Here is an 11,979-nt window from a genome sequence, read left to right as displayed (position 1 = left end):
AAGGACACGAAACTGAAATGAAACTGTGCTGGTCCGCCGGCAGCGCCTGCGTCAATGGGCTGCAACTCAGTTGGGAGCAGGCGGGACCGCAGGACGGCGAACCGATGCTCCTGGTCATGGGACTCGGCGGCCAGCTCATCCACTGGCCTGACGCGCTCTGCGAGCGGCTGGTGCTGCGTGGCTTCCGCCTGATCCGTTTCGACAACCGCGACGCCGGGCTGTCCGGCGACGCCGATCGCGGCATCGCCGCCAACCTGCCGCGCGACTGGCTGCTGAGCCGCTTCGGCCGGCCCGCCCAGGCCAACTACAGCCTTCATGACATGGCCGACGACGCCGTGGGCCTGCTCGACGCGCTGGGCATCACCCGGGCGCACCTGGTGGGCGTGTCGATGGGAGGCATGATCAGCCAGATCGTCGCCGCCCGTTACCCGGAGCGCGTGCTGAGCCTGTCCTCGATCATGTCCAGCACCAATGACCCGCGGCTGCCGGCGGCGCGTTTCGACGTGCTGTGGCGCATGGCCGGCATCGGGCCGCGGCCGCGGACGCGCGAGGACGTGATCCGCCGTTCCACCGCCATGCTGCGGCGTGTGGGCAGCCCGGGTTACCCCACGCCGCTGGACTATCGCGTGCGCCTGGTGGGCCGCGCCTACGACCGCGCCTTCCGGCCCGCCGGCCACGCGCGCCAGGTGCATGCCATCGTCGCCACCGGCAGCATCGAGCCGCTGCTGCCGAAGATCGTGGCGCCGACCCAGGTGGTGCACGGTCTGGCGGACCCGCTGCTGCGGCCGGCCTGCGGCCAGCGCAGCGCGCGGCTGATCCGCGGGGCGAAGCTGGAGCTGATCCCCGGCATGGGGCACGACTTCGCGCTGCCGCTGATGCCGCGCTGGGCGGAACTGATCAGCGCCAACGCCGCGCGCGCGGCGTAGCCGCAAGCGACAGGCCGGCGCCGCTGCGGCGCCGGCCCCTTCTCAATCCCTGAAATTCTCGAACTGCAGGGGCAGTTCGGTATCGGCCTTGCGCAGCAGGGCGATGACCGTCTGCAGGTCGTCGCGCTTCTTGCCGACCACGCGCAGCTTGTCGCCGGTGATCTGGGTGTCCACCTTGAGCTTGGACTCCTTGATCTTCGCCACCAGCTTCTTGGCCTGGGCCTGCTCGATGCCCTGCTTGATCGTGACCTTCTGGCGGGCCTCGGCGAGGTTGGTTTCCACCTTGCCTTCCTCCACGCTGCGCAGGTCGATATGCCGCGCCGCCAGGCGCCGGTGCAGGATCTCGAGCAGCTGCTTGAGCTGGAATTCGTTGGCCGAGAACAGCGTGATGACGAACTCGTCCTGCTCGATGCGGGCATTGGTGCCGCGCAGGTCGTAGCGGTTGTCCAGGTCGCGCCGCGCCTGGTCCAGGGCATTGGTCAGTTCGTGCTTGTCGACTTCGGAGACGATGTCGAAGGAGGGCATGGGCGGCTCTGCAGGGTAGCGGCGATGGCTGCGGAGTATCGTTGAATCGTGGAGGGATGTCAGCGCATCGCCGGCATTGACCTGGCTCAATGCCGGCATGGCCGGGTTGCCCGACACTGGCGGCACACCCCAGACCGGAGCCACCCATGTCCCAGATCGAAACCGCCCTGCACAACAATGCCCAGCTGGTGCGCCTGCTGCGCGACGAGATCGGCCTGCAGGCGCACCTGCTGAAGGAAGAGGCGCGGGATCGCCTGGCCGAGCTCGATGCAGGGCTGGACCAGATGAAAGCCCACCTGGAACGGGCCGCGGTCGCGGGCGCCGATGTGCGCCGGGAGGCCGAGGCGGCAGCCGGGCTGCTGGCGGACAGCCTGCGCGAGGGCTATGGCCGCATCCGGGACGCCCTGCGTTCCTGAGGAAGCTCAGACGGCGCGCTTGGCCCTCAGCAGCTCCCGCGCCGCCGTCGCGGTATTGCGGATCCAGCTGGCGCCGCGCAGCAGCTGCAGCTTCAGGGGCGGCGATTCCGGCAGCGTCAGCCATAGCCGCAGCAGGTGGCGGCGCTGGTCCGGGTCGGGCCAGTCCTCGAAGCCGGTGCGGGCGTGCAGGATCGTGTGGTTGGAGATCAGCTGGATGTCGCCCGGCTGCAGGTCCATGTCCAGGCAGAACTCCGGGTCGGAGGCGATCTCGTCGTAGGTATCCAGCAGCTCGTGCTCGGCCGCGCTCAGCCTGGGCACGTGGGGCAGGTGCCCCACGCTGCGGTAGTAGTCGCTCTGCCAGAAGCTGCGCAGCTCGCCGCCGGCATAGCGGCAGGGCGCGATGGGGTAGGCGGGGATGCCGCCCTCGCCCTTGGTGTCGAACCACATCGGCTCGAACAGCCGCGGCACCAGCTGCGGCTTGCGGCGCAGCAGCTCGTTGTAGACCGCCACGGAGCTGGCGATGCGCGACAGGCCGCCGCTCTTCGCCGTCTTCAGGCACAGCAGGCCGACCACGTCGGCGGTGTCGCAATGCGGCGCCAGGGCCTTGTTGGTGCGGTAGTAGCGGATGTCGCCGCCGGTGCGCTGGTCGCGCACGTGGCCCAGCAGGTCGCCCTGCGGGTTCTGCGCGCCGGGGATGCCCAAGTGATGGCCGAAGCCCCAGTAGAACAGCGCGCTCTGCGCCTCGGTCCACTGCGCCACCGGCAGGCCGCGCAGCAGCACGAAGCCGCGGCCGTGGCGGATGTCGTGGCGCCAGATGTCGATGCGCGCCGCCAGGCCCGGCAGCGGGAAGTCCTCCCGGGTCATCTCGGCCATCGGCTTGCCGCCGGCCTCGGCGTGGCGGACGGCGGCGCGGCATTCCTCGACGTCGGCCGGGTCCAGGCGGTACTGCCAGTCGCTGCGCTCGCGCAGGGTGGCGCCGCGCCAGCCCGCCGGTGAATCCACCGGGCCGTCCGGCATGCCCTCGTGCGGACGGGCGAAGTAGTGGAGGGTCTGGGCTCTGAGCGACTTGTACATCCGACGTCCTTGCCTGGTTGGTGCGCGGATTATGGCCCGCCGGGGCCAGCGCCGGTCAGGGAAATCCATACCCTACCCCCGCTTTCGCCCGGTTCGGCCATGGACAAGGCCCTGTCTGCCGCGTATACCCGTCAGCGGATATTCACAAGCAGAACGGCCGCCCCCCGGGCCGAGCCGTCCCTCTGAGGAGAGGACTCATATGAAAGCGATGCGAGGAGCCCTGGTTGGGGCGGCGATCCTGTTCCTGTCGGCCTGCGGGTCCAGCGACGAGGTGGCCGGCAGCGGCGGCGGCGGCGGACTGACGACGAACCCGGTGGTCGAGAGCCGTGCCGGCGAGGTCTACCGCCAGGAGGTCCCGGTGGAGAAGACCGGCGACACCATGGTGATCCAGGTGATGGAGCCGACGCAGCTGGAGAAGGGCAGGACCTACCCCCTGGTGCTGCAGGGACATGGCTATGGCGGCAGCCGCAACATCGAGCCCAGCGGCTTCCAGCAGCGCCTGCGCGACGCCGGCTACTACGTCATCTCCATCGACGAGCGCGGCAACGGCGAGTCCAGCGGCAAGGTGCGCGTGATGTCGCCCGACTTCGAGGGGCAGGACCTGGTCGGCATCCTCGACTGGGCCGAGGACCTCGAGGGCCTGCGCCGCCATGGCGATGGCCGCATGGTGGTGGGCAGCTACGGCGGCTCCTACGGCGGCATGTACCAGTTCCTGCTGGCCGGCACCGATCCGGAGCAGCGCCTGCGCGTGATCGCCCCGGACATCACGCCGCATGACCTGGTCTACTCGCTGAATCCCAACAACGTGGTGAAGTCGGGCTGGGGCCTGCTGCTGACCTCCGCGCCGGAGCTGCCCTTGCTGGGCACGCTGCTGGGTGGCGGCGCGCCGGACCCGCTGGTCCTGCTCAACAGCCTGCTCGACATCCTGGAGCGCGGCGGCACCCGCCAGGACAATGCCATCTTCGAGATCCTGACCGGCGCGGTGGTCAGCAACAGCTTCTCCGAGAGCGGCAACAACTTCTTCAAGTACCACAGCGTGTCCTACTTCTGCGACGGCCAGCCGGCCGGCCCGCAGAGCTTCATGCTGGCCCAGCCCGATCCGCTGGAAGTGGCGCCGCGTCCCTTCGCCAAGATCGACGCGCTGATCACCCAGGGCTTCCGCGACACGCTGTTCAACTTCAACAACGGCCTGGAAAACTACGAGTGCCTGAAGGCACGCGGCGGCGACGTACGCCTGCTCACCCATGAGAGCGGCCACATCCTGCCGCTGAGCGTGTCTACCGTGCCGCTTCCCCCGGGCAGCAACCTGGAGGCGGCGCTGGATCCGTTCTATGCCGCGCTGACGCTGCCGGGCTTCCAGGATGCCGGCGGCGCCCGCAGTTGCGGCTCGCTGGCGCTGGACGACATGCAGTTCGCCTGGTTCGAGGAGAAGCTGCAGGGCAAGCGCGGCGCGGTGGACGCGGCGATGCCGATCGGCAAGGACATCTGCCTGAGCCTGGCCGCGGACGATGCCATCACCGTGCGCAAGGTGCGCCGCGGCGGCACGAGCTTCGAGATCGACGATTCCATCCCGCAGTTCAACTCGGCGCTGGGCGTGGTCGGCGCGGTGCTCGGCAATGGTGCCCGCGAGGCCCTGCTGGCGACGCAGCCGCTGTATACCGCGCCGGCAGGCGGCGCCGTGCTGGCCGGCATCCCGACGATGTCGCTGAACCTTGCAGCGCCCGGCGGCCTGGGCCTGGACGAGTGCACGCTGCCCCTGGGCATCGGCGCCTGCGACCCGATCCTGTTCCTGGGCATCGGCCACCGCAAGGCCGGCAGCACGCGCTGGGACCTGGTGGACGACCAGCTCACGCCGGTGCGCGGCTTCGGCGAGCATGCGGGCGAGATGACCGGCATCGCCGAGCGCCTGGGCGAAGGCGACGAACTGGCGCTGCTGATCTACGGCTTCCACATGCAGTTCCCGGTGACCTGGTCGCGCGACCTGCTGGTGCCGGCGCTGACGGTGGGCGGCTCGGTACAGCTGCCGCTGCTGGATCCGTCCGAAATCACGCGCCAGGGTCTCTGAATTCCCGTTGACCGTCACTGCGAAAAGGGCGGCCTGCGTGCCGCCCTTTTCGCATCCATCCCCTTCCTCCGGAGCTTCCTTCATGACCCGCACGATCGACCCCAGCGGCGCCGACATCAAGCGCATCGCCACCGGCATCCCGATGGACACGCCGGTGACGATGCTGAACCTGCTGCGCTTCCGCGAGCAGGCGGCCTACCCGCAAGGCTCTGGCCATGCACCCTGCAGCGGGCGCGAGGCCTACGGCCGCTACTCGCTGCTGGCGGAGAAGCGCGTGCGCGCCGTCGGCGGCCAACCGGTGTTCCTGGCCGAGGCCATCGGCCGCTTCATCGGGCCGGAGGACGAACGCTGGGACGAGGTACTGCTGGTGCGCTATCCGTCGATGCAGGCCTTCCTGCAGATGGTGGCCAATCCCGACTACCGGGCGGAGACGGTGCATCGCTCGGCGGCGCTGGAGGATTCGCGGCTGGTGGTGATGCGGACGCCGAAGGATGAGGTGGGAATCTGACCGGATTCACCAGCCGAACCGTTCATGCCGAGTAGCCTCGTGAGCGTAGCGAGCGTGCGTATCGAGGCACGTTCAGAACGGTGGGTCGATGTTCCTGAAGCTCTTTCTCGCGGCGACCTGCAATCCCGACAGGTCTCCACGAACCAGGGCTTCCTTCTTCGCACGGCTCCAGCGCTTGACTTGCATTTCCGCAGCCAGTGCGTCATTTCGGCTCGAAAAATCCTGGCTGTAGACTAGCTTCACAGGCTTGCGCGTCTCGGTGTAGCCCTTGAACGTTCCGTCGTCATGCTGGGCGATGCGCAGCTCAAGGTTGTCCGTGTGGCCGGTGTAGTACGAGCCGTCGGCGCAGTGAAGGATGTAGAGCCAGAAGGGCATTGCCGGATCGTATCAGGGTTCGGGCAGGCCCCTCGATACGCACGCTCGCTGCGCTCACGAGGCTACTCGGGGTGAGCGGGCCGTGGAAGGGTCGAATCCAACGAGAATGGCGGTGCGTTAGCACCGCCATTCTTCACCCCTTCACGCACATCACCTGCTTCAGCGTGTGCACCACTTCCACCAGGTCCGTCTGGTTGGCCATCACCTGGTCGATGTCCTTGTACGCCGCCGGAATCTCGTCGACCACGCCGACGTCCTTGCGGCAGACCACGCCCTCGGTCTGCTGTACGAGGTCCGAGGTGCTGTACTGCTTCTGCGCCTGCGTGCGGCTCATGCGGCGGCCGGCGCCGTGCGAGCAGGATTCGAAGCTCTCGGGGTTGCCCTTGCCGCGCACGATGTAGCTCTTGGCGCCCATGCTGCCCGGGATGATGCCCAGCTGGCCACGGCCGGCGCGGATCGCGCCCTTGCGGGTCACCCAGACATCGGCTTCGTAGTGATGCTCGCGCGAGACGTAGTTGTGGTGGCAGTTCACCGCCTCGGCCACGGCCTGGAAGGGGCGCAGGTGGCGGCGCATCGCCGCCAGCACCAGGCCCAGCATCACTTCGCGGTTCATGCGCGCGTAGTCCTGCGCCCAGCCCACGGCTTCGACGTAGTCCTCGAAGTCCGGCGAACCCTCGTCGAGCCAGGCCAGGTCCAGGTCCGGCAGCTGGCGGTCCATGCGCAGTGCCTTCTCGCGGGCCCGTTCGATGAAGTAGGTGCCGATGCGGTTGCCGACGCCGCGGCTGCCCGAGTGCAGCATCACCCACACGCGGCCGGCCTCGTCCAGGCAGATCTCGATGAAGTGGTTGCCGCCGCCGAGGCTGCCCAGCTGGCAGACCCAGCCGTTCGGGTCCTTGCGGGACTCGAGCTTCGGATGCTTCTCCAGGATCGCCCGCAGCCCGGGTCCGAAGGACGCGGCCGCCTCGGCTGGCGCGCGGTCCGCGCGGTGCTGGTCACGGCCCACCGGCACGTCGCGGCCGATCTGGCGGAAGACGTTGTCGAGGCGCTTCCCGTCCAGGTCCTCGGCGGTCAGCGTGGTGCGGACCGCGGCCATGCCGCAGCCGATGTCCACGCCGACGGCCGCCGGCACGATGGCCTGGCGCGTGGCGATCACCGAGCCCACCGTCGCCCCGATCCCCAGGTGCACGTCGGGCATCGCGGCCACGTGGTGATGCACGAAGGGCAGGCCGGCGATGTTGGCCAGCTGCTGGCGGGACGCCTCGTCGATGTCTTCGGTCCAGATCTTCACCGGCACGTGGCCGGTGGTGATTTCCTGCTTGATGCTCATGGTGTTCCTGCGACCCTGCACGGAGCGTCGCATCCTCCTCGTTCCGGAAAAGCAGGGCCACTCGCCCCTGCAGGCGGCGCCTTCCCGCCGCGTTTATCGATCACGGTCGCGATAGAAGCGCCGCAGGCCGCGCTGCAGCGCCTTGTCCGCCTGCTTCGACTCCCGCTTCTGCAATGCGTTCTGCTGCGCGTGCGCCAGCTCGCGCTCCAGCTTATGGTAGTTGTCCAGGCGTTCCTCCTCGACCTGGCCGCGCACCGCACACCCCGGCTCGCCGCCATGGCGGCAGTCCCGGTAGCGGCAGTGCTCCGCCAGCCGCACGATATCCTCGAAGGCGCCGTCGCCCAGCGTTTCGTCGCCCGACAGGCGCAGTTCGCGCAGGCCCGGCGTGTCGATGATGCAGGCGCCGTCGGGCAGGGACAGCAGGCGCCGCGCCGTCGTGGTGTGACGGCCGCGGTCGCCCTCCGCGCTGACCGCGCCGGTCGCCTGCGCGGACTCGCCCAGCAGCGTGTTGCAGAGCGTGGACTTGCCCACGCCCGAGGAACCCAGCAGCACCAGCGTCTGGCCCTCGCCGCACCAGGGCCCCAGCGCTTCGCGCAATTGCGGGTCGCGCGCATCGCCGTGCAGCACCGCGGTGACATCGCCGCACAGGCGCCGCACCTGGGCGATGCGTGCCTCGGCCTCGCCGCAGAGGTCGGCCTTGGTCAGCACCACGACAGGCGTGGTCTCGGAGGCACGCGCCAGCAGCAGGAAGCGTTCCAGGCGGTTGGGCCTGTAGTTGCCGTCCAGGCCCATGACCAGCAGGGCGGTATCGATATTGGCGACCAGCGGCTGGGACTCCCCGTCGGCACGGCCGCGGCGGATCAGGTTGAGGCGCGGCAGCAGCGAGACGATGCGGCGCTCGCCGCCGCACGCGCTCCAGAGCGCCCAGTCACCCGCCAGGGGGTCTTCCCCGGGACTGAAGAGGGCGTCGAAGACCCGGCTGCCGTCGTGCAGTTCGCAGCGGTCGCGATGGCGTGCGATCACGCGCGCGGGCAGGGTGCTGCCGTCGCCGGGCAGCAGCGGGATGTAGCGGATGGGAAAGCCGATGCGGCGCAGCGCGCCGTAGAGCATGGGAGATGACATGGAATCCTGACCTGTATGGGGCTGCACCGGGCAGCCGCAAGAAGTCCGGCATGCGTGATGCCGGGTGGAGAGCGCATTCCGCCGCGAGGGCGGAGCAGGTCAGGCAAGGTCGGTCATATTCCGGCAGGGAGTATACGCCGGCTTGCCGCCCCTTGACCCGAACCATCCGGGAGCTGCGCTACTCTCATCAGCAAGCTTGCTGAAGAAGGTCCGCATGAAGGACATCAAGACCCTCGGTGTATTGACCAGCGGCGGCGACTGCGCCGGCCTCAACGCGGTGATCCGTGCCGTGACCTATCACGCCAACCGGGTCTGCGGCTGGCGCGTGCTGGGCGTCCTCGACGGCTCCCTGGGCCTGATGGAGAAACCGCCGCGCTACCGCGAGCTGCACGCGGATTCGTTCGACGAAGGCCTGCTGCGCGAGGGCGGCACCTTCCTGGGCACCACCAACAAGGGCGATCCCTTCCGCTTCCCGCAGCCGGACGGCAGCTTCCGCGACCGCTCCGGGGACTTTGCGGCCGGGGTGCGCGAACTGGGGCTGGATGCGCTGGTGGTCATCGGCGGCGACGGTTCCATGCGCATCCTCAGCCGGCTCTGCGAGCAGGCCGGCATCGGCATGGTCGGCGTGCCCAAGACCATCGACAACGATGTGCATGGCACCGAGTACGCCGTGGGCTTCGCTTCCGCGATCAACGTCGTCACCGATGCGCTGGACCGCCTGCAGCCCACTGCAGCCAGCCACCACCGGGTGATGATCCTGGAAACCATGGGGCGGGATGCCGGCCACATCGCACTCAACGGCGGCATCGCCGGCGGGGCCGACGTGATCCTGGTGCCCGAGTTGCCCTATACCCTCGACGGCCTGGTGGCGCACCTGCGCCGCGTGCTGTCGCAGGGGCGCTCGCATGCCTTGCTGGTGGTGGCCGAGGGCGTGAAGACCGAGGAAGGCAAGCCGGTGTCGATCAGCCTGCCGGGCGAGCAGCTGCGCTATGGCGGTGTCGGCTACTACCTGGAGCGCGAGATCAGCCGCCGCCTGGGCGCGGAGACCCGCGTCACCGTGCTCGGGCACCTGCAGCGCGGCGGCACGCCTTCGCCGCGCGACCGCCTGCTGGCCTCGGCCTTCGGCGTGCATGCGGTGAGGCTGGTCGCCGAGCGGCGCTTCTCGCGCATGGTGGCCTGGCAGGATCGCGGGGTGGTGGACGTGCCGCTGTCGGCCGTCACCGTGGGTTCGCGGCTGCTGCAGCCGGACGATCCGCTGATCGCCACGGCGCGCGGCGTTGGAACCTATATCGGCGATGTTTGATTTTATATTAAATTGCATATAACTATTCATAAATAAAAATAAACCCGGCAATGCGCTAGCCTAGGCGCATCCAACGAAGGGGAGACCATGCTGACCATCACACCGCTCTACGCCGGCGCGCTGGCGATCCTGTTCCTGGCGCTCAGCTATCGGGTCGTGCAGCAGCGCGGCCATGGCGTGAGCCTGGGCGACGGCGGCGACCAGGAACTGCTGCGCCGCATCCGCGGGCACGGCAACTTCGCCGAGTACGTGCCGCTGATCCTGCTGCTGCTGGCGATGCTGGAAACCGGCGGCGCCACGCCGCCCTGGCTGCTGCACCTGCTCGGCGCCACGCTGCTGCTGGCGCGCCTGCTGCACGGCATCGCGCTGTCCTACACGCAGAAGTGGAAGTTCGGCCGCTTCTGGGGCACGGCGCTGACCTTCCTGCTGCTGCTGGTCACGGGCCTGCTGTGCCTGTGGCGCGGCATCGCCGCGCTGCTGGTGTAGGAGGACCTGCCAGTGCCGCTGCGGCCGCGGTGGGACCGGCAGGTCCCATGAACAAACCCTACTCCGCCTCCTGCGAGCGCAACCGCGAGCCGATCCTCGCGGTGCTGCGCGAGCATTTCGGCGACCGCCGCCGCGTGCTGGAGATCGGCAGCGGTACCGGGCAGCACGCCGTGCATTTCGCCGCCGCGCTGCCGCTGGTCTGGCAGAGCGCGGACCGCGAGGAGAACCTGCACGGCATCCGCCTGTGGCTGGAGGATGCGGCGCTGCCCAACACGCCGCCGCCGCTGGTGCTGGACGTCAACCAGGCCGACTGGCCAGGGCGGGAATACGACGCCGTGTTCAGTGCCAACACCCTGCACATCATGGGCTGGGAGGAGGTGCGCGAGATGTTCCGCCGCCTGCCGGAGGTGATGGTGCCGGGTGCGAAGCTGGCGATCTACGGCCCCTTCAACTACGGCGGCCGCTTCACCAGCCCGAGCAACGCCGACTTCGACACGGCCTTGAAGCACGCCGACCCGCGGCGCGGCATCCGCGATGCCGAGGCGGTGGATGAGCTGGCGGCGCAGGGCGGGCTGAGACTGCTGCAGGATCACGCCATGCCGGCCAACAACCGCTGCCGGGTCTGGCAGCTCAGTTGAGCCGGCGCTCCGCGGCGGGCGGCAGGTCCGGCTGTGCGGCGGCGGGTGCGGCGATGCCCCAGTCCGCCTGCTTCACGCCCTCGGTCAGCAACCGCGCCAGCGCGTGCATGATCCTCTCGGGCAGGCGTACCTCCAGGCCCGGGCCCTCCTGCGGCGAGAACACCAGCAGGTAGTGCTCCTCGCCGTCGCGCCGCATCTGCACCTTGTGCACCAGCAGCGGCGCCATGCCCTGCGCCAGTTCCTCGGCGTCGAAGCGCTGGCGGAAATCGGTGCCCTGCAGCGCGGTCTGGTGCTGGAACTCCAGCACGGCCTTCTGCAGCTCCGGGTCGCCCTGGCGGCGCACGGCCTCGTTGTGTCCCAGCACCTCGAACAGCGCCGGCCACCACAGCGCCGTGAAGCGCCGCGTCAGCCACAGGCGGTATTCCTGCCGGTCGCGCGTGCTGACGCGCAGCAGCAGGCGGTCCTGCGCCATGTCGTACTGGATGTTGATCTGGTGGAGCTGCATGCTCAGGTCGTGGCCTTGCAGCGGGGTGCGGTTTCCTGCACCTGCACCTGCACCTGCTCCGGTCCGTCGCGGCGGCTGTTCCGCCGCAGCCATGCGGCGTGTTCCCCCGGCGGCATCCGTCCTTCGGCCAGTGCGAGGACCGACAGGTACTTCTCTTCGGCCGAGGCGATCAGCTCCACGCCGTTGAGCGCCAGGAAAACGCGGGAGACGATATAGGCTGTCCGCCTGTTGCCATCCACGAAGGGGTGATTGCGCGCCATGGCATAGGCCAGCGTCGCCGCAAGGTCGGCGAGATCGGGGGGCGGATCGCCAGAGTGATGCAGCTGCTGCGAGCCGGCGAGGGCGCAGGCCAGAAGGTTTTCGTCGCGCACGCCGGGCACGCCCCCATGCTCGGCGAGTTGGCGGTCATGGATCGCCAAGGCCAGCGCGCGTTCGATCCAGGCGATCATCAGCTGTCCGCCAGGCGCCGCAGCAGGTCGCGGTCCTCCCGCATGATGCGTTCCGCCACATCCATCTGTGCCGCAAACGCGGGATCATAGGCCTGCAGCTTCACGCCATCCGGCAGTTCGGTGACGTAGAGCGTGTCGCCCTTGTCCAGGCGCAGCCGGGCCAGCAATTCCTTGGGCAGGACGACGCCGGCGGAATTGCCCACGGTGGTGATCTTCAGTTTCATGATGAACCTCCGGGCCTGATTATAACGAACGTATGT

15 protein-coding genes are annotated in these 11,979 nt (G+C 69.0%); 7 read left to right on the top strand and 8 right to left on the bottom strand.

All coding sequences use genetic code 11. The features are described 5' to 3' along the window. Window positions 1–17 precede the first annotated feature (17 nt). On the top strand, window positions 18–926 hold the full coding sequence (locus C3942_RS10405) for an alpha/beta fold hydrolase (protein WP_104230326.1): 909 nt from the start codon (window positions 18–20) through the stop codon (window positions 924–926). A gap of 42 nt (window positions 927–968) precedes the next feature. Here C3942_RS10405 and C3942_RS10400 read toward each other — a convergent pair whose 3' ends face one another. Next, window positions 969–1,451: a YajQ family cyclic di-GMP-binding protein gene (locus C3942_RS10400; RefSeq protein ID WP_104230325.1), complete on the bottom strand. Its 483-nt coding sequence runs from the start codon at window positions 1,449–1,451 to the stop codon at window positions 969–971. Between the two features lie 146 nt (window positions 1,452–1,597). Here C3942_RS10400 and C3942_RS10395 point away from each other — a divergent pair, with 146 nt between their 5' ends. Beyond that, window positions 1,598–1,867, top strand: a complete 270-nt coding sequence (locus C3942_RS10395) for a hypothetical protein (RefSeq protein WP_104230324.1) — start codon at window positions 1,598–1,600, stop codon at window positions 1,865–1,867. Between the two features lie 6 nt (window positions 1,868–1,873). On the opposite strand, the gene C3942_RS10390 is transcribed toward C3942_RS10395, so the two are convergent. Then, entirely contained in the window at window positions 1,874–2,941 is a 1,068-nt protein-coding gene (locus C3942_RS10390) for a TauD/TfdA family dioxygenase (protein WP_165797411.1), read from the bottom strand. 199 nt (window positions 2,942–3,140) lie between these two features. Here C3942_RS10390 and C3942_RS10385 point away from each other — a divergent pair, with 199 nt between their 5' ends. After that, complete coding sequence (locus C3942_RS10385) at window positions 3,141–5,006, top strand: alpha/beta hydrolase family protein (protein ID WP_243393571.1); 1,866 nt, start codon at window positions 3,141–3,143, stop codon at window positions 5,004–5,006. A gap of 82 nt (window positions 5,007–5,088) precedes the next feature. Continuing rightward, window positions 5,089–5,514, top strand: a complete 426-nt coding sequence (locus C3942_RS10380; protein WP_104230322.1) for a DUF1330 domain-containing protein — start codon at window positions 5,089–5,091, stop codon at window positions 5,512–5,514. Between the two features lie 72 nt (window positions 5,515–5,586). Here C3942_RS10380 and C3942_RS10375 read toward each other — a convergent pair whose 3' ends face one another. The 3 genes from C3942_RS10375 to rsgA form a co-directional block, all read right to left on the bottom strand. Continuing rightward, entirely contained in the window at window positions 5,587–5,889 is a 303-nt protein-coding gene (locus C3942_RS10375) for a GIY-YIG nuclease family protein (RefSeq protein ID WP_104230321.1), read from the bottom strand. 133 nt (window positions 5,890–6,022) lie between these two features. Beyond that, complete coding sequence (locus C3942_RS10370; RefSeq protein WP_104230320.1) at window positions 6,023–7,216, bottom strand: RtcB family protein; 1,194 nt, start codon at window positions 7,214–7,216, stop codon at window positions 6,023–6,025. A 93-nt stretch (window positions 7,217–7,309) separates the two neighbouring features. Further along, window positions 7,310–8,338, bottom strand: a complete 1,029-nt coding sequence (gene rsgA / locus C3942_RS10365; protein WP_104230319.1) for a ribosome small subunit-dependent GTPase A — start codon at window positions 8,336–8,338, stop codon at window positions 7,310–7,312. A gap of 214 nt (window positions 8,339–8,552) precedes the next feature. Between rsgA and C3942_RS10360 the strand changes: the two genes are divergently transcribed. The 3 genes from C3942_RS10360 to C3942_RS10350 all read left to right on the top strand — a co-directional run bounded on the left by C3942_RS10360 (window position 8,553) and on the right by C3942_RS10350 (window position 10,765). Continuing rightward, the gene (locus C3942_RS10360) at window positions 8,553–9,641 is read left to right on the top strand and encodes an ATP-dependent 6-phosphofructokinase (protein WP_104230509.1); all 1,089 of its coding nucleotides are present in this window, start codon (window positions 8,553–8,555) and stop codon (window positions 9,639–9,641) included. An 87-nt stretch (window positions 9,642–9,728) separates the two neighbouring features. Beyond that, window positions 9,729–10,127 (top strand): MAPEG family protein, encoded by a 399-nt coding sequence (locus tag C3942_RS10355; RefSeq protein ID WP_207766049.1) that lies wholly within the window; start codon window positions 9,729–9,731, stop codon window positions 10,125–10,127. Window positions 10,128–10,174: 47 nt separating this feature from the next. Then, window positions 10,175–10,765: a DUF938 domain-containing protein gene (locus tag C3942_RS10350; RefSeq protein WP_104230318.1), complete on the top strand. Its 591-nt coding sequence runs from the start codon at window positions 10,175–10,177 to the stop codon at window positions 10,763–10,765. On the opposite strand, the gene C3942_RS10345 is transcribed toward C3942_RS10350, so the two are convergent. The 3 genes from C3942_RS10345 to C3942_RS10335 are packed head-to-tail and all read right to left on the bottom strand — an operon-like array spanning window position 10,758 to window position 11,943. Next, a complete protein-coding gene (locus C3942_RS10345) occupies window positions 10,758–11,270 on the bottom strand; it encodes a hypothetical protein (RefSeq protein ID WP_104230317.1) in 513 nt (170 codons plus the stop codon). The two genes, C3942_RS10350 and C3942_RS10345, sit on opposite strands and share 8 nt — an antisense overlap. A gap of 2 nt (window positions 11,271–11,272) precedes the next feature. Beyond that, window positions 11,273–11,719 carry a type II toxin-antitoxin system death-on-curing family toxin gene (locus C3942_RS10340; protein ID WP_104230316.1) on the bottom strand — a complete coding sequence of 149 codons (447 nt, stop codon included), beginning with the start codon at window positions 11,717–11,719 and terminating at the stop codon, window positions 11,273–11,275. Then, window positions 11,719–11,943 (bottom strand): AbrB/MazE/SpoVT family DNA-binding domain-containing protein, encoded by a 225-nt coding sequence (locus tag C3942_RS10335; RefSeq protein WP_104230315.1) that lies wholly within the window; start codon window positions 11,941–11,943, stop codon window positions 11,719–11,721. Before C3942_RS10335 ends, C3942_RS10340 begins: the two co-directional genes overlap by 1 nt. Window positions 11,944–11,979: the final 36 nt, after the last annotated feature.

It is taken from the genome of Solimonas fluminis (assembly GCF_002930645.1).
GTDB lineage: Bacteria > Pseudomonadota > Gammaproteobacteria > Nevskiales > Nevskiaceae > Solimonas_A > Solimonas_A fluminis.
The sequence above is the reverse complement of the archived record's forward strand: the minus strand, read 5'-3'. Positions and strand labels throughout refer to the sequence as shown.